The sequence below is a fragment of the Psychroflexus salis genome, from assembly GCF_014640175.1.
Classification (GTDB): Bacteria; Bacteroidota; Bacteroidia; order Flavobacteriales; family Flavobacteriaceae; genus Psychroflexus; species Psychroflexus salis.
Window position 1 is genome coordinate 75,576 of the sequence record NZ_BMGL01000008.1, and the last position, 17,498, is coordinate 93,073.

Consider the following 17,498-nt stretch of genomic DNA (forward strand, 5'->3'; position numbering starts at 1 on the left):
AAGCAAGATTTAAGCTCTTTTTTTAAAGACTATTTTTGCGAGTTACTTTTTTTCCAAAACCCATTCCTTTGCATTTACAAAAGCCTGTAACCAAGGTGAAACTTCATCGTTTCTATCTTTTGGATAGTATGCCCAGTTCCAAGGAAAAGTAGAGCGTTCCAAATGTGGCATCATTACTAAATGTCTACCTGTTTTATCCGTTAACATCGCCGTATTAAAGTCGGATCCATTCGGATTCGCAGGATAACTTTCGTATCCATATTTTCCAACAATTTGATAATGATCTTCTTCATTTGGAAAGCTGAATTTACCTTCGCCATGTGCTGCCCAAATTCCTAATTGACTTCCCGCTAAACTTTTTAACATCACCGAATTGTTTTTTTGAATTTTTACACTTGTAAAATTACATTCAAACTTACCACTATCATTATGTAGCATTTTTGGTTTTTCAGTATCTTCTGGGTGAAGTAATCCCAATTCGATAAATAATTGACAACCATTACAAACACCTAAAGATAAAGTATCTTTTCTGTTGAAGAAATTATGCAAAGCAGTTTGTGCGTTTTCATTATATAGAAATGAGCCTGCCCAACCTTTAGCGCTTCCTAACACATCGGAATTTGAAAATCCACCAACAGCTGCAATAAACTGTACATCTTCCAAATTTTCGCTACCCGACATTAAGTCGGTCATGTGAATATCTTTTACATCAAAACCAGCTAAATGCATAGCGCGTGCCATTTCGCGTTCAGAATTAGAACCTTTTTCACGAATAATTGCTGCTTTTGGTCGGTTGGTTTCTTCAAAGCTTGGAAGTTTACCTGTAAAGCCTTCTGGGAAATTAAATTGTAGCGGTTGATATTTATAATTTTCAAAACGTTCGTCTGCTTTAGCTTTTCCACTTTGTTGGCAGTCTAGCAAATGAGAAGTTTGGTACCAAACATCTCGGTATTCTGCAATAGCAAAGCTGAAGTGGTCTTTCCCGTTTGTTAATTGAAGTACTCCTTTTTCAGTTGGATTTCCTAGGTTGAAAAATTGAATTTTTAATTGTTCTAAAATGCTAAATGCTTCATCTTTAATTTGAAGAATTACACCAGCATTTTCAGCAAAAAGCAATTGAATTGAATCCTTTTGACTTAAAGAAGTTAAATCGATTTCTGCACCGCGATTGGTTTCTGGAAAACACATTTCTAATAAAGTAGTTAACATTCCACCTGCAGAAATATCGTGTCCAGCGAGCACTAAATCCGCTTTAATCAAATCTTGAATTGCATTGAAAGCTTTAGCAAAAAAAGTATCATCTTGGATATTTGGAGCCTTTTTTCCAATTTTATTATTTACTTGAGCAAAAGAAGAACCGCCTAATTTGTAGTGGTCTTGCGAAAGGTTAATGTAAATAATCCTTCCTTCAGCTTGCAAAACAGGTTCAACAACTTTGGTAATTTCGTTACAATTTCCAGCTGCTGAGATAATCACCGTTCCAGGTGAAAGTACTTCTTTATCGGGATATTTTTGCTTCATAGAAAGCGAATCTTTTCCTGTGGGAACGTTAATTCCTAAAGCTATCGAAAACTCTGAAACCGCTTCAACAGCTTCATATAAACGTGCATCTTCACCTGGGTTTTTACAAGGCCACATCCAGTTAGCCGATAAAGAAACTGATTTTAAGCCATCTTTCAACGGAGCAAAAACAATATTGGTTAAAGCTTCAGCAATTGAATTTTTAGCACCAGCCTTTGCATCGATTAATCCTGAAATTGGAGAGTGTCCAACAGAAGTAGCTACGCCTTCTCTTCCTAAATAATCTAGCGCAGCTACACCACAATTATTTAAAGGAAGTTGTAAGCTGCCACAAGTTTGTTGTTTGGCTACGCGGCCAGAAACACAGCGGTCTACTTTATTGGTTAACCAATCTTTACTAGAAACCGCTTCTAATTGAAGCACTTGTTTGGTATATGCGTAAATGTTTTCATTTTGGTAGTCAATTTCTTCAAATTGATACGAAGTACGATTATCTTTCATAATGGTTTTTGGCGAACTACCAAACATGTCAGAAAGCTTCAAGTCCATTGGTTTTTCTCCTGTTTTGGAGTTTTGAAAAGTAAATTGACGGTCGTTGGTTACTTTTCCAACTTTATACATAGGAGAACGTTCGCGAGTAGCAATTTTTTGTAGTGTTGAACTAGCTTTTTTGGGCAATACCAAACCCATGCGTTCTTGCGATTCGTTTCCGATAATTTCTTTGGCGGAAAGTGTAGGATCACCGATAGGAAGTTTAGCAATATCAATTTTTCCACCAGTATCTTCTACCAATTCGCTTAAGCAATTTAAATGGCCACCTGCACCGTGATCGTGAATAGAAGTGATCAAATTTTCTACACTTTCTACCATTCCACGAATGGCGTTTGCTGCTCTTTTTTGCATTTCTGGGTTGGAACGTTGTATGGCATTCAATTCAATTCCACTACTAAATTCTCCTGTATCAGCCGATGAAACAGCCGCGCCACCCATACCAATTCGGTAGTTGTCGCCACCAAGAATAACAATATCTTCGTCTTCTTTTGGAATAGATTTTAATGCTTGATTAGCTTTTCCGTAACCAATTCCGCCAGCTAGCATAATTACTTTATCGAACCCCCACATTTTTATATTTTCTCCTCCTTTAGAAGAGTTTGAGCAGGCTTCTGAATGCTCGAAGGTTAATACCGAACCACAAATTAAGGGTTGACCAAATTTATTTCCAAAATCTGACGCTCCATTCGATGCTTTTATTAAGATATCGAGTGGTGTTTGGTACAACCATTTTCGAGCTGGAAATGCTTTTTCCCAATTTCGGTCTTCGCTTAAACGTGAATAACTTGTCATGTAGACTGCTGTTCCCGCTAATGGAAGCGATCCTTTTCCTCCAGCTAAACGATCTCTGATTTCTCCACCGCTGCCTGTCGCTGCTCCATTAAATGGTTCAACTGTTGTCGGAAAGTTATGGGTTTCTGCTTTTAAGGAAATTACAGATTCAAAATTTGTATTTTGATAAAATGAAGCTTCATCTGCCCGAAAAGGAGCAAACTGTTGGGTAATAGGTCCTTTTACAAAAGCAACATTGTCTTTGTAGGCTGAAACAATAGAATTGGGATGTGTTTTTGATGTTTTTTTAATTAGTTGGAACAAAGATTCTTTTTTTTCTTCGCCATCAATTATAAAAGTTCCATTAAAGATTTTGTGTCGGCAATGCTCAGAATTAACTTGCGAAAAACCAAATACTTCTGCATCGGTTAACGGTCTTTTTAATCGCTTAGCTAAATCTTCAAGGTAATTTACTTCTTCTTCATTTAATGCTAAACCTTCTTGTTGATTGTAAGCTGCAATATCTAAAATAGGTTTCACATTTTCGGGTACAATAGAAACATCGAAAAGTTCTTGATTTAAATTTTTGTATTGCTGAAAAAGCATGGGGTCGAATTGTTCATTTTTTTCAGCTAAGTGAAATTCTTCAATTCTTATTATTCCAACAATACCCATATTTTGGGTAATTTCAACAGCATTGGTAGACCAAGGCGTAAGCATAGTTGCTCGTGGACCGATAAAATTGCCTTCTAGTTCTTTTTCATCGATAAAACGGGCATTGCCAAATAGCCATTTTAGTTTTTTAATGGTTTCAAAATCAGGTCGATTTGTAGATTGAACACAGTAAAATTGAGAAGTTTCAGCTTGAAAGAAATGAATCATTGCACAAAAATTTGATAAATTTTTTATGCGTTCAAAAATACGATAAATATTATCAAGTTAAGAATTAAGAAATAGAAATCACCAAAGACTTACAAAATAAAAAAGGAAAGGAGTACTCAAATTAAGTGCAAGTTGATTTCTACTGAAGTTGAGACTTAAAAAATTAGGAATATAAGTTGGAATTATTTTAAATATTTTCTTTTTCTGTTGAAGTTAAAAAATATCGAAACTGCAGCCATACATAGAATTCCACTTAAAAAAAGGATGATTTTCCAAGTATTTTCATTGGCTTCGACTTTATCTATATCTAATTTTGCTAATTGTATGGATTTAGTTCTTAAATTGACCAATGCTTCATCTCCTAAAAGGTAATTAGCAGCATTCATTAAAAAGTCTTTATTGCCGTAAATATTGCCAGTATATTGATCGAAACCTAAGTCTTGCACGTTTCCTTTTCTTATTTCGTTTTTAATAACATCGCCATCAGAAATAAAAATTTGTTGGGTAAATTTGCTTTTGTTGATGTGTTTTTGGTTTTCAAAAGGTAAAACTCGTTTGTTATATAGTGAAGTAAACTCACCTTCAACTAAGCCTGCCAAAATTTGCGGACCAGCTTGATAGTTTTCTGGTTGAACATTATCTTGAATTTGAGTGAGTTTAATCTCTCTGGGAGCACCTTCTAGTTTGGTTAAATTAGAAGATTTTAGTAAAGCGGTTTGTTGTATATCTTCTCGATTAAGGAATTCTATTGGATTTGCAAAATTAAAATGAACTGCATTGATGTTAGCTACAATGGGGTGTTGAGATGCAGCATCGGCCAAAGGTTCGTAAAACCATGGAAAAGGGTTAAATTGAGTTTGGTTTCCTTTTCCTTGTGCTAAAACAATCGGAGCGGAGTATAAATCGTTTATTAGCGTAGGATTAATGCGTACACCATAGGTAAAAAACAAATCGTATGTATTCAATTCCTTTGGAAAAGCAACCATGCTTCCAGACTGCATTAAACTATCTTTTTCTGCAACGACTTGCTCGGTTAACCAAATGGCTTTACCACCCTTCATGATAAATTGATCTAGGGTATATTTCTCAGCTTCTGAAAATTTTTCTGTAGGTTTAGCATCGATTATTAAATCGAATTGTTGGAGTTGTTCTAGCGTTTTTTTAGGTTCAGTTGCCACTGTTTTAAGGGTGAAAGGCGCTATGCGATAGTAATTGCCTAAGCTTTTAATATAATCTGCTAAATACGCATCTTGTAATTGCCCTTTGTCTCTTAAAACAGCTATTTTTTTGTCTTTTTGTTGAGTTAGTTTTACAAAAGCATTGGTAATTTGGTATTCTAAATTTTGAATAGAAAGGGCAACCAACTCGTCTGTACTGGCTCCAAGCTTTTTTTGGAGTAAAGGCACCTGCATTTTATCCTTATTTATGCTTATTTCTGCCCACGGAAAGATCCAGTTTTCAATGGTTTTTCCATTTTGAATTTGATTTAAACGTTCAGGCGTCATTCCCCTTTGGTAGAATTCGCTAGCTACATCTTCGGCTTGTTTTTTAGTGTCTAATGGGTTAGTAAACTTAAATGTAATTAATGAATTGTATGCTTGATATTCTTCAAATAAATAACGAGTTTCACTTTGAAGCTGTTTAAATTCAGTTGCTAAATCTCCAGCTAAGAAAATTTCAATAGTTATAGGTTTTTTTATTTCGCTAACCAATTTAATACTTGTTTCAGACAAGCTGTAGCGTTGGTCTTTTGTAAAGTCTAGACGATAAAAAAACTGGCTGGCTATAATATTAAGCAACAAAAAGCCTAAAATTAAGTAAAAGATACGTTTTTTTTGTCTTTTCATTCTTCCTGTTTTTTTTGCAACTGATAAACACAAATTGAAATGAATAAAACTGTAAAACTTAAAAAATAAATAACATTTCTAGAGTCGATTACACCGCGACTTAAACTTTTATAATGAAAACTTAAGCTTAAATATTCTAATGCATAAACCGATGAACCTAATAAGTCGATATGGCTTATTCCCGCTAAAGCATAGAAAGCTGTTAAACAAAAAACGACACCTAAAGTAAAAGATAAAATTAGATTTTTAGTAAAACTTGATGCTAGTAAAGTTAATGAAATATAGCTACTGCTTAATAACAAAAGACCCAAATAAGAACCAAAAATTGCTGAGTAATCTAAGCTCTCACCATCGAAAATTAAATTATTTAAATACAAAATAAAAATTAAGCTAGGTAATAAGGCTATGCAAGTTATACAAAAAATCGCCCAAAATTTTCCCATCACCAAACTCAGCTTGCTAATAGGTTTGGTATATAACAACTCTAAAGTTCCTGATTTTTTTTCTTCCGAAAAACTTTTCATACCCACAGCAGGTATGATAAAAATAAAAACCAGTGCAGAAAGTTCAAAAAACGGAACTAAATTAGCGTTACCAGTATTTAAAATAGAATAGTTAGAATCTACTACCCATAAAAACAAAATATTAATAATCCAATACAAGCCTAGCACCAAGAAGCCAATATTATTGGCAAAAAAAGCATTGATTTCTTTTTTAAAAATGGCTTTCATAAATTTATTTTAAGCTTACTAATTTTTGAACACTCCAAGCTTCTGGCTTTGCATTAAATTTCACTTTAGTAGAAGACCAAATTTTTTGAAATAAGCTCGATTTTCTGTAATTTTCTAAGTTGGTTTCATTTTTCCAATACGAATACGTAAAAAAGACCGATTTATTACGTAAATCCTGGTAAAGTTCTAAAAACAAACAACCTTCAACATTTCGAATTTTATCTTTATTCGCTTCAAATAAAACTTTAAAAGCTTCAATTTCATCTGGTTTAAATGTCATTTTTACTATTCTAACCAACATAATTAGTTTCATTTTCAAAATTAATAGAAACACTATCAGACAACTTTAAGCCAAATAAGCTAGCTGCACTACCAACGGTATGTGGATTACTTTTATATACGGCAAGTTCTAAATACCTAGCTGTATTAAATAGGGCTAGTTTTTTACCTTCTTCTTCGCGTTTTTCTTTTGGAAGTTTAAAATTGATGGCTTCGCTGTAGGTTTCGTATACTTTGCTCATTTGAATATTTCTAGCTGAAATTACAAACTTTCTTCCTTTAGCAATTTCGGTAAATTTTTTCTTGGTAATATTTGTAACCACATTGCCATAATTATCGATATAGATAATATGACCTATAATTTGGTTTTGCTTATCGTTTACAATGGGTTCTAAATTTTTAATTTGTTGAATTTCAGAAATAGATTTTCCAATTACTTCTAATGTTCCGCCTCGACAAATATGAGCAGCAACTTTAACAAATACATCTAAAACAGGAAAATTAGTTTCAATACTATTATGTATGTTAATTTCAACAATTTTTGAAGGCTTAATTTCTGAAGCAATAAGCGATAAAATTCCGTTATTGGCACAAATAAAATAATGGCCATCTAATAAAATAGCTACATGTTTATTTTCTGGAGATAATTCTGCATCAACACCTACTAAATGAATGCTTCCTTTTGGGAAGTTATGGTAGGCATTCTTAATAATATAAGCTGCTTCTGTAATATGAAATGGAGATACTTCGTGAGAAATATCTACTATGTTCAAGTTTTTTAATTCGCTAAACAAAGCTGCTTTTACGGCCGCAACAGAATGATCTTTGTAACCAAAATCTGTAGTTAAAGTAATTATGGACATAAATGCTTAATAATTTAGTAAGATTTCCCGAAGATTATTTTCGTAAATTTGTAATGCGAATTTAATTATAATGTATAAAACCTAAAGCTTTTGAACGAACTTATTATCGAACTTTCAGAAATTAGTCCACAAGACTTTTTCGGTAAAAACAACGAGCACATAGAACTTGTTAAAAAATACTTCCCCAAATTAAAAATTGTTGCTCGTGGAAACAAAATAAAAGCTTTTGGTGATGAAGACTTATTGGAAGAATTCGATAAACGTTTTGAAATGATAACCAATCATTTTTCTAAATACAATTCTTTAGACGAAAATAGCATAGAGCGAATTTTAACCAGTGAAACCAAAAACGAATTACAAACATCTACAGCGGCTGAGCAAACTATTCTGCATGGAGTAGGAGGTAAAGTTATAAAAGCACAAACCCATAATCAACGTAGATTAGTAGATGCTGCGAGCAGAAACGATATGGTTTTTGCAGTTGGTCCGGCGGGTACAGGAAAAACTTACACGAGCGTAGCTTTAGCAGTTAGAGCTCTAAAAGAAAAGCAAGTAAAACGTATTATTTTAACTCGACCTGCAGTAGAAGCTGGCGAAAATTTAGGATTCTTACCTGGCGATCTAAAAGAAAAACTCGATCCGTATATGCAACCATTGTACGATGCATTACGCGATATGATTCCCCACGAACGTCTAGAAACTTTTATTGAAAAAGGAATTATACAAATTGCACCAATGGCATTTATGCGTGGCCGAACTTTAGATAATGCTTATGTTATTTTAGATGAAGCTCAAAATACATCGCATGCACAAATGAAAATGTTTTTAACACGAATGGGGAAACATGCCAAGTTTATTATTACTGGCGATCCAGGTCAAGTAGATTTACCTAGAAGAATTATTTCTGGTTTAAAGGAAGCGATTTTGGTATTGCAAAATGTAAAAGGAGTAGGCGTAATTTATTTAGACGAGAAAGATGTAATTCGCCACAAATTGGTGAAACGAATTATTGCAGCCTACAAAGCTATTGAAAATCAAGAATAATTATAAGTATAAATAAACTATCTTAATGAAAAGTAATACACTTACAAAAACAAATTTCAAGCTTAAAGATGTACAATCTATATATCACGGAAAAGTTAGAGAAGTATACGAATTAAAAAACAACCTTTTGGTTATAGTAGCTACCGATCGTTTAAGTGCTTTCGATGTGGTTTTGCCCCAAGGCATTCCGTTTAAAGGACAATTACTTAATCAATTAGCTTTACATATGCTAGAAGCTACTGCAGATGTTGTTCCCAATTGGTTAATGTCAAGCCCAGATCCAAATGTAAGTATGGGTAAAAAATGCACACCTTTTAAAGTTGAAATGGTAATTCGTGGTTACTTGGCAGGACATGCTTACCGAGAATATAAAGCTGGTAAACGAATTTTATGTGGTGTAGAATTACCCGAAGGTTTAAAAGAAAACGATGCTTTTCCAAAACCCATTATTACTCCAACTACTAAGGCAGATATGGGAAATCACGATGAAGATATTTCAAAGGAAGCTATTTTAGAAAATCGTATAGTTAGTGAAGAAGATTACAAAATTTTAGAAGATTATACCTGTAAGTTGTTTCAACGCGGTACCGAAATTGCCAATCAACAAGGTTTAATTTTAGTAGATACAAAATATGAATTTGGTAAAACAGCTGATGGTGAAATTGTAGTTATCGATGAAATCCATACTCCAGATTCTTCACGTTATTTTTATTTAGATGGATATCAAGAACGCCAAGATAAAGGAGAAAAGCAAAAACAACTTTCTAAAGAATTTGTTCGCGAATGGTTAATTGAAAATGGTTTTCAGGGTAAGGAAGGTCAAAAAGTACCTAATTTACCAGCAGAATTTATTGAATTGGTAACTCAACGCTATATTGAATTGTATGAGAAAATTACAGGAAAAGAATTTGTAAAAGCCGATACCTTAACTATCCATCAACGAATACAGGATAATTTAGATGCTAATTTTAAAAGTCAGTAATTCAGAAAGAAGTTGGGAATTAAATAGAAATAAAAAAAGGCAAGCGACCTACATCACACCGCTACGACTATCTACCCTTGCTGCGTTCCCGCCCTGGGGGATTCAACAGGAGCTGGTTGTGTAGGACTTGCCAGGTGCAAATATACAATCTTTAATATGCTTTACAAGATTTTTTTAGCTTTAAATTCATAATTTAGCCACTCCTAATAATAAAAATTTTATGCGTTTTCTTAAACACTTGTTTTTCATTTTTTTAGCTTTTAATCTTCTTTCATGTGAAGATGATTTGGCCAAACAAATTCAATTAAAATTTCCAGATAACCAAACTAAAGTACAAATTGGAAGTAAATTAAATGCTACGTTGTTTATTCCAAAAGAAGGAACTATTTCTGGTGAAATTACACTTCAAGGCCAAAAATTTCCAATAAATAATACCCGTATTGAAATTCCTATTTCAACAAATTTATTACTAGGTAAGCATCAATTAAAGCTTGATTTTAAGTTCAATAAAGAAGAATTTAGACTTCAAAAAGAAATTGAAATCATTAATAATCAACCACCAAAATTAATGGGATATTCCATTGTTAATACTTATCCACACAATGCGAAAGCTTACACACAAGGTTTAGAGTTTGTTGGCGATACACTTTACGAAGGGACAGGGCAGTATAAACAGTCGAGTCTAAGAAAAGTAGATTATAAAACAGGTAAAGTGCTTCAAAAAATAAATTTACCAGATCGTGTTTTTGGTGAAGGAGTAAGTATTTTGAATGGCAAAATTTATCAATTAACATGGCGTTCGGGCTACGGTTTTATTTACGATTTAACAACTTTTGAAGAATTAGACAAATTTGCCTTTAACAATAGTGCAGAAGGTTGGGGTTTGTGTAATGATGGCGAACGCTTTTATAAAAGTGATGGTACCGACAAAATCTGGATATTAGAGCCAGAAACCATGAAAGAATTGAGTTACATCCAGCCAACCACAGATAATGGGACTAATAAACAATTAAATGAATTGGAATGGGTAAATGGTAAAATTTACGCCAACACCTACCAACGGGACGGTGTAGCTATTATTAATCCTAAGAATGGAGCTATAGATGCTGTAATTGATTTCCGTGGACTTCGAGATTTAATAAATAAACCAGCAGATTTTGATCCGCAAAACCATGTTTTAAATGGAATAGCAGTTCATCCTGAAACAGGGAATTTGTTTGTAACAGGAAAAAATTGGGATAAACTTTTTGAAGTAGAAATTTACGAAAAATAATTTACTGCCAAATCCGTTTATGTAATATTCATTTCTCATGAAACTTAATTGCTTCTCAAAATTCAACCTAATGAAAAACCAATTTGTATCTCCTATTTTTAAGCATATTTGTTTAGGAATCCTTCTAGTAGTTATTATTTTAACTTCGGCATGTAGAGACGATTTTGAAACATCGCCAAGTTTTGGTGAATTAGAATTTTCCACAGATACCTTATTTTTAGACACGGTTTTTAGCAATACATCTTCTAGTACCTATCAGTTTAAGGTGTATAACCGAAGCAATAAAGACATTAATATTCCATCGATTGGTTTAGGTGAAAAAGAAAATTCTAATTACCGACTTAATGTAGACGGAATACCAGGAAAAACCTTTGAAAATATTGAGCTCTTAGCAAAAGACAGTTTATTTGTTTTTGTTGAAATTACAGCCGATATTGATCAATTAAGTAATCAAGCTTTACAATTTACCTACGAAGATGTTATTGAATTCGATTCAGGAACAAACCAACAAGAAGTTCGACTAATTACTTTAATTCAGGATGCAGTATTTTTATTTCCCCAACGTTTTGATAATGGAATGACAGAAACACTTTCGTTAGGCTTAAATGAAGAAGGCGAAGAAATATTAATTGAAGGTTTTTTCTTAGACGATGAATATTTAAATTTCACCAATGAAAAACCTTACGTTATTTATGGCTTTGCTGGAGTACCGAGTGGAAAAACATTAACTGTCGAAGCTGGTGCACGCATTCATTTTCATGCCAATAGCGGAATTATTATTGCCAACGGCGGTAGCCTTCAAGCAAATGGTGAGCTTAGTCAGGATACCGAATTGCTAGAAAATGAAATTATTTTTCAAGGTGATCGATTAGAACCGGGTTTTAGTGAAATTCCTGGTCAATGGGCAACCATTTGGCTTACCCAAGGAAGTACGAACCATATTTTTAACCACACCACTATAAAAAATGGAACCGTGGGAATTTTAATGGACAGCAACGATGGCACAAATAATCCCACACTTCAACTAAAAAACACCCAAATTTATAATCATACCAACGTAGGTTTATTGGCAAGAACAGGATTTGTTGAAGCCGAAAACACTATATTTAACAATGCGGGTCAGGCAGCAGTAAATTTATCTTTAGGCGGGAAATATAATTTTAAACATTGTACCATAGCTAATTACTGGCGAAATTCGTTTCGTCAATTCCCTGCTTTGTTAATTGAAAATAATTTAGTTACACAAGAAGAAGTTTTTGTTGCCGATTTAGAAGAAGCAACATTCAGCAACTGTATTATCTACGGTTCAGAGCGTATTGAAGTTTTATTAAATGCGTTAGAAGAAGCGGATTTTAATTATAAATTCGAAAATTGTTTAATTCGTTTTAACGATATCAATAACCAATATGTCGATAATGCACTCTACGATTTCGAAAATGAAACTATTTTTTCTGAAAATGTCTTCAACGAAGCTCCTGACTTTTTAAACACCAATGAAAATAAATTACAAATCGGTTTAGAATCTGCAGCAATTAACCTTGGCAATCTATCTACTGCCCAAGAAGTTCCATTAGATATAATCGAAACAAATCGAACAAGTAATCCAGATGCTGGTGCCTACCAAGCCATTGAGTTTGAAGAAGAAGATTAGTTTTAGCTTCAAGATTTATTGAAATTAAATCTCTATTTTTGACTTAATTTTCCCTTTAAACTTAATTATGAAATTTAAAATTTTTCAGCTGTGCTTATTCTTGGTAATGAGCATCAGCTACAGTCAGATTGGTTTTCAACAAAATGTTGTAATCGATGAAAGTTTTGGAGTAGTCAATCCAAGCTCAATCGTAGCTGCAGATATAGATGGAGACGGATTAGAAGATGTAATTGTTTCTGGAATAAACGAAGTAGCATGGTTTAAAAACTTAAATAATAATGGTAGTTTTAGTAAAACAAATACTATTTACAACGGCTTTGACAACCCAAGAAACTTACAAGTTGCTGATATAGATGATGACAATGATTTAGATATTTTTTTATATCTAGATACTAATCAAGGAAAAGCATTAGTTTGGTTAGAAAATACAGATGGTTTAGGGAACTTTGCAGACACTCAAACGCTAGTAATAAATGACTGGACTTCGCCCATAGGTTATCAAATTATTGATGTAGATGCAGATGGCGATTTAGATATTGCCTTTGGTTATAGTGGTTTTATTGGTTGGCTAGAAAATGATAATTTAACTTTTACAGCCAATGTGCTTTTAGGAAGTCCAAATACAGCTGCCAATAATTATCAAGGATTTACTACAACAGATGTAAATGGAGATAATCTTAAAGACTTTGTAGTAGATGTGGGGTACGATTTACGCGTTTACGATTTTCAAAATGATGGAAGTTTAGGTTTCTTAGGAACCATTGGAACTTTTGCACAAGGTTATTTTGTAACTTCAGCAGATATAGATAATGATGGCGACAACGATATTATTAGAATATTTGAAAATGGCGGCAACGATCGGAAAATAAGATTATACGAAAATTTAGACGGCTTAGGTAATTTTGCTAGTGTACAGACAATTGTTTCATTAGAAAATTTACCTTCAACAAGTAATAGCGATACTAAATCATTAATTTTAAAAGATATTAATGCTGATGATTTGTTGGATATTGTTTTACATGAATCTAGAACTAAAAAACTCTCAACTTACATTAATCAAGGCAATAATACTTTTAGCGATGAAACAGTTGTTGCTGATAACTTTGTTAATCTTAACAGTATTCATGTAAGTGATATAAATGGAGATCAAAAAATAGATATTTTAACCACATCCCGCGATGACAGTCAAGTTTCATGGTTTCAAAACCTGGATGATTTAGGTAATTTTAGTAGTGAAAATAAAATAACGAATTATGCTTATTTTATTAATCATGTAGATGCTGGAGATTTAGATGGAGACGGAGATATGGATATTGTTTCTTCTTCTCATGCTGATCATAAATTAGCTTGGTATCCTAATGTTAATGGATTAGGAGATTTTTCTCAGCCACAACAACTAATTTCAAACGAGTTTCCTGCACCTAGAAATGCTTTTATTGTAGATATGAACGGTGATTCATTTAATGATATTTTATTTTTTTCTTACTTAGATGATAACCCTGATGAATATAAAATTTTGTGGTTAGAAAATGATGGTAATGGTAATTTTATTCAGGAACATATTGTAGATAATATTGAAGAACAAATTCTTCAAATTCAATATGTAGATATTGATAACGATGGCGATTTTGATATTGTTAGTGCAGAAGATGATAGTGTATTAAAGTTGTATAAAAATGATGGAGACGGAACATTTTCTGCATCAATTACCTTTTCAGAACCTGGGTTTTATTATCCGCTAAGTCTTCAAGTTGGAGATGTAGATAATGATAATGATATGGATGTTTTAGCAGCTTATAACAATAATGAAATTGTTTGGTATGAAAATTTAGATGGACAAGGAGATTTGACTTCAAAAAACGTCATTACACCACAAATGAGTTATCCAAGTTCAATTTATTTAGTAGATATTAACCAAAATAGCTTTAAGGATTTAATTTTTGCTAATAAATTTAGCGATGAAGTTGGCTATTTCTTGAATACTGACGGTTTAGGGAACTTCGGTGAAAAGCAAATCATATCTTCATCGGTAGATAATCCATCAACTATTTATGCCTTAGATGTTGATGGCGATGGAGACCAAGATATTATTACCAACACAGAATCTAATTCTAAATTAGTATGGTTTCAAAATGATGGTGCAGCTAATTTTAGTTCACCTATAGAAATTACAGTTATGGCAGAGCGAATTAATCACATCACTTCAGCAGACTTTAATGCAGACGGTAAACTAGATTTGTTAACATCTTCTTACGATGATGATCAAATTGCTTGGTATGGAAATTTAGGAACTTTTACCAATACTATCTCTGGCTTGGTTAGACTAGACGCCAATGCAGATGGATGTAATGAAAATGATACTGGTGTTTCTAATTTGCTAATAACCAAAGAAAATGGCGAAAATACTTTTGCTACATTTACAGATGAAAATGGTGCTTATAGTTTTACTGCAAATCAAGCGGTTTTTAATACTAGTATTTCATCGGCCTTACCCAATTATTATGAAAGCACTCCATTTTTATATACTCATGATTTTACAAATGGTAGTTTTATAAATGCCGATGCAAATTTTTGTATTGAAGCTAATCAAACTATAAATGATTTATATGTAGTTATTTATCCTGATCTTGACGACCCAAGACCAGGCTTCGATACCAGTTATAAAATTATTTATTCTAATACAGGAACAACTCTACAAAGTGGGGAGATTGCATTTGAATTTGATGCATCTAAAATTCAGTTTTTAGATGCAAGTGAATCGGTAGTAAACCAAACTATTAACAACTTAACTTTCAGTTTTAGTGATTTAATTCCTTTTGAAACGAGAATCATCGATTTAAATTTTAATGTTTTTCCGCCACCAACAACCAATATCGATGAAATTTTAGTTTCAACAGCTTCAATTAGTCCATCTACGGGAGATGAAACTGAACAAGATAATACCTATGAATTACAACAAACAGTTATTGGTTCGTATGATCCTAACGATATTCAAATTTTAGAAGGAGAAGAAGTGCATATTGATAATGCAGGAGATTATATTCACTTTTTAATTAGATTTCAAAATACAGGAACTGCAAGCGCTATAAATGTTCGTGTTGAACATTTTTTAGATGATAAACTCGATTGGCAAAGTATACAATTGCAAGGACTAAGTCATGATGGACGCGTTGAAATTACAAATGGAAATAATATTCAATTTATATTTAATGATATCTACTTGCCAGATATCATAAGCGATGAGCCAAATTCTCACGGTTATATTGCTTTTAGAATTAAACCTAAAGAAGATGTAATTATTGGAGACGTTATTTCTGGCGTAGCCGATATTTATTTCGATTTTAATCCGCCAATTATTACTAACGTAGCCACAACGGAGTTTGTAGAAACACTTGGTAATTCAAGCTTCACAGCCAACCGAATCACATTATTTCCAAATCCAACATTAAATACGCTGAATCTTATTTCAAATGTTGAAATTCAACATATAGAAATCTATAATGCTTTTGGAAAATTAGTACGTAAAGAAAAATTTAGCTCAGTTCAAAATACAGCTCAAATAGATGTAGACAATCTTGATGCTGGATTATATTTTATAGTAGTTTATGCTAACGAAACTAAACAAGTTAAAAAGTTCATTAAACAATAATTAAGTATTGAATAAAAATAAAAAAGTCATTTCTTAATTGAAGAAATGACTTTTTGTTTTGTTGAAATTGAAGATTAAACTGAAACACTTTCTGCAAATAAGGGTTTTCCTGCCATCATTATTTCAATTTCACTTTTAATTTTTGTTAATTCATCTTGGTTTTCAGTATTTTGAATTACACGATCTATAAATTCTACAATTTTAGGCATTTCGTTTTCAATTAATCCACGTGTTGTCACAGCCGGGGTTCCTACACGTATTCCAGAAGTTATAAAAGGCGATTGCGTATCGAAAGGAACCATGTTTTTATTAACTGTAATTCCGGCCTTGCCTAAAGCTTCTTCGGCAACTTTACCAGTAACCGATTTATTTCTTAAGTCGATAAGCATCATGTGGTTGTCAGTGCCGCCAGAAATTAAATCATAATCTAGTTTTACAAAAGCATCTGCCATAGCCGAAGCATTTTTTTGAACTTGTACCATATAATGTTTAAAATCATCTTTCAGTGCTTCACCAAAAGCTACCGCTTTAGCCGCAATTATATGTTCTAATGGGCCACCTTGGTTACCAGGGAAAACACCACTATCCATTAATGAAGACATTTTTTTAAGTTTACCACTTTTTAATTTCAGTCCGAATGGGTTTTCAAAATCTTGACCCATCATTATAATACCACCGCGTGGCCCGCGTAAAGTTTTATGTGTGGTTGAAGTTACCACGTGGCAGTGTGGTATGGGACTTTGCAATAAACCTTTAGCAACTAAACCAGCTGGGTGAGCAACATCTGCGTGTAAAATTGCACCTACCTTATCTGCTATTTCTCTAAATTTTTTATAATCAATTTCTCTAGAATAAGCAGAAGCACCCGCAATAATTACTTTTGGTTTGTGTTTTAGGGCTTGGCTTTCAACTTGGTTGTAGTCTATTAAGCCAGTTTCTTTTTCAACACCATAAAAAACAGGTTCATATAATTTTCCAGAGAAGTTTACTGGAGATCCATGGGTTAAATGACCCCCATGAGCCAAATCGAAACCCAAAATTTTATCGCCAGGCTCTAAAATCATAGAGAAAACAGCTGTATTGGCTTGCGATCCAGAATGGGGTTGTACATTAGCGTACTCAGCATTAAATAATTTTTTGAGTCGTTCTCTAGCAATATCTTCTACTTGGTCTACAATTTCGCAACCACCGTAGTAGCGTTTGCCAGGGTATCCTTCTGCATATTTGTTAGTTAACACAGAACCAGCTGCAGCTAGTACTTCTGGACTGGCAAAGTTTTCGCTTGCAATAAGCTCTAAACCTTTTATCTGCCTGTTTTCTTCAGCTTTTATTAAGTCGAAAATCTGTTTATCTTTAGCCATAAAATAAATTCGTTAAATATAGTTCAAAAGTAAGAATTCTATTCGGTTATTTCAGCTAAAACTATATATTTGAAATGTAGTTTTAACTAATA

11 protein-coding genes and 1 other RNA gene are annotated in these 17,498 nt (G+C 33.0%); 5 read left to right on the top strand and 7 right to left on the bottom strand.

From position 1 onward, the window contains the following. Positions 1 to 42: 42 nt before the first annotated feature. From purL to IEV63_RS07825, 5 genes are all read right to left on the bottom strand, one after another. Positions 43 to 3,726: a phosphoribosylformylglycinamidine synthase gene (gene purL, locus IEV63_RS07805; RefSeq protein ID WP_188406238.1), complete on the bottom strand. Its 3,684-nt coding sequence runs from the start codon at positions 3,724 to 3,726 to the stop codon at positions 43 to 45. Positions 3,727 to 3,908: 182 nt separating this feature from the next. Next, positions 3,909 to 5,573 (bottom strand): gliding motility-associated ABC transporter substrate-binding protein GldG, encoded by a 1,665-nt coding sequence (gldG, locus tag IEV63_RS07810; RefSeq protein ID WP_188406239.1) that lies wholly within the window; start codon positions 5,571 to 5,573, stop codon positions 3,909 to 3,911. After that, on the bottom strand, positions 5,570 to 6,304 hold the full coding sequence (locus IEV63_RS07815; protein ID WP_188406240.1) for an ABC transporter permease subunit: 735 nt from the start codon (positions 6,302 to 6,304) through the stop codon (positions 5,570 to 5,572). The genes gldG and IEV63_RS07815 overlap by 4 nt, the downstream gene beginning before the upstream one ends. 4 nt (positions 6,305 to 6,308) lie before the next feature. Beyond that, positions 6,309 to 6,605, bottom strand: a complete 297-nt coding sequence (locus IEV63_RS07820) for a putative quinol monooxygenase (RefSeq protein WP_188406241.1) — start codon at positions 6,603 to 6,605, stop codon at positions 6,309 to 6,311. Next, on the bottom strand, positions 6,595 to 7,446 hold the full coding sequence (locus IEV63_RS07825; RefSeq protein WP_188406242.1) for an SAM hydrolase/SAM-dependent halogenase family protein: 852 nt from the start codon (positions 7,444 to 7,446) through the stop codon (positions 6,595 to 6,597). Before IEV63_RS07825 ends, IEV63_RS07820 begins: the two co-directional genes overlap by 11 nt. Positions 7,447 to 7,536: 90 nt before the next feature. On the opposite strand from IEV63_RS07825, the gene IEV63_RS07830 reads away from it, so the two are divergent. Both IEV63_RS07830 and IEV63_RS07835 read left to right on the top strand, forming a co-directional pair. Beyond that, entirely contained in the window at positions 7,537 to 8,490 is a 954-nt protein-coding gene (locus IEV63_RS07830; RefSeq protein WP_188406243.1) for a PhoH family protein, read from the top strand. A gap of 25 nt (positions 8,491 to 8,515) precedes the next feature. Next, positions 8,516 to 9,472 (top strand): phosphoribosylaminoimidazolesuccinocarboxamide synthase, encoded by a 957-nt coding sequence (locus IEV63_RS07835; RefSeq protein ID WP_188406244.1) that lies wholly within the window; start codon positions 8,516 to 8,518, stop codon positions 9,470 to 9,472. 34 nt (positions 9,473 to 9,506) lie between these two features. Here the strand turns inward: IEV63_RS07835 and ffs are convergent. Next, positions 9,507 to 9,605, bottom strand: an RNA gene (ffs, locus tag IEV63_RS07840) — signal recognition particle sRNA small type. Positions 9,606 to 9,692: 87 nt separating this feature from the next. Between ffs and IEV63_RS07845 the strand changes: the two genes are divergently transcribed. From IEV63_RS07845 to IEV63_RS07855, 3 genes are all read left to right on the top strand, one after another. Continuing rightward, complete coding sequence (locus tag IEV63_RS07845) at positions 9,693 to 10,745, top strand: glutaminyl-peptide cyclotransferase (protein WP_188406245.1); 1,053 nt, start codon at positions 9,693 to 9,695, stop codon at positions 10,743 to 10,745. Between the two features lie 70 nt (positions 10,746 to 10,815). Beyond that, entirely contained in the window at positions 10,816 to 12,396 is a 1,581-nt protein-coding gene (locus IEV63_RS07850) for a hypothetical protein (RefSeq protein ID WP_188406246.1), read from the top strand. Positions 12,397 to 12,463: 67 nt separating this feature from the next. Beyond that, a complete protein-coding gene (locus tag IEV63_RS07855) occupies positions 12,464 to 16,045 on the top strand; it encodes a T9SS type A sorting domain-containing protein (protein WP_188406247.1) in 3,582 nt (1,193 codons plus the stop codon). Between the two features lie 74 nt (positions 16,046 to 16,119). Here IEV63_RS07855 and glyA read toward each other — a convergent pair whose 3' ends face one another. Further along, positions 16,120 to 17,406 carry a serine hydroxymethyltransferase gene (gene glyA, locus IEV63_RS07860; RefSeq protein ID WP_188406248.1) on the bottom strand — a complete coding sequence of 429 codons (1,287 nt, stop codon included), beginning with the start codon at positions 17,404 to 17,406 and terminating at the stop codon, positions 16,120 to 16,122. Between the last annotated feature and the right edge of the window lie 92 nt (positions 17,407 to 17,498).

Excerpts from the sequence above, each read along its gene's own strand:
- purL (WP_188406238.1), bottom strand. The coding sequence starts at position 3,726 with ATGATTCATTTCTTTCAAGCTGAAACTTCTCAATTTTACTGTGTTCAA.
- gldG (WP_188406239.1), bottom strand. The coding sequence starts at position 5,573 with ATGAAAAGACAAAAAAAACGTATCTTTTACTTAATTTTAGGCTTTTTG.
- IEV63_RS07815 (WP_188406240.1), bottom strand. The coding sequence starts at position 6,304 with ATGAAAGCCATTTTTAAAAAAGAAATCAATGCTTTTTTTGCCAATAAT.
- IEV63_RS07820 (WP_188406241.1), bottom strand. The coding sequence starts at position 6,605 with ATGTTGGTTAGAATAGTAAAAATGACATTTAAACCAGATGAAATTGAA.
- IEV63_RS07825 (WP_188406242.1), bottom strand. The coding sequence starts at position 7,446 with ATGTCCATAATTACTTTAACTACAGATTTTGGTTACAAAGATCATTCT.
- IEV63_RS07835 (WP_188406244.1), top strand. The coding sequence starts at position 8,516 with ATGAAAAGTAATACACTTACAAAAACAAATTTCAAGCTTAAAGATGTA.
- IEV63_RS07845 (WP_188406245.1), top strand. The coding sequence starts at position 9,693 with ATGCGTTTTCTTAAACACTTGTTTTTCATTTTTTTAGCTTTTAATCTT.
- IEV63_RS07850 (WP_188406246.1), top strand. The coding sequence starts at position 10,816 with ATGAAAAACCAATTTGTATCTCCTATTTTTAAGCATATTTGTTTAGGA.
- IEV63_RS07855 (WP_188406247.1), top strand. The coding sequence starts at position 12,464 with ATGAAATTTAAAATTTTTCAGCTGTGCTTATTCTTGGTAATGAGCATC.
- glyA (WP_188406248.1), bottom strand. The coding sequence starts at position 17,406 with ATGGCTAAAGATAAACAGATTTTCGACTTAATAAAAGCTGAAGAAAAC.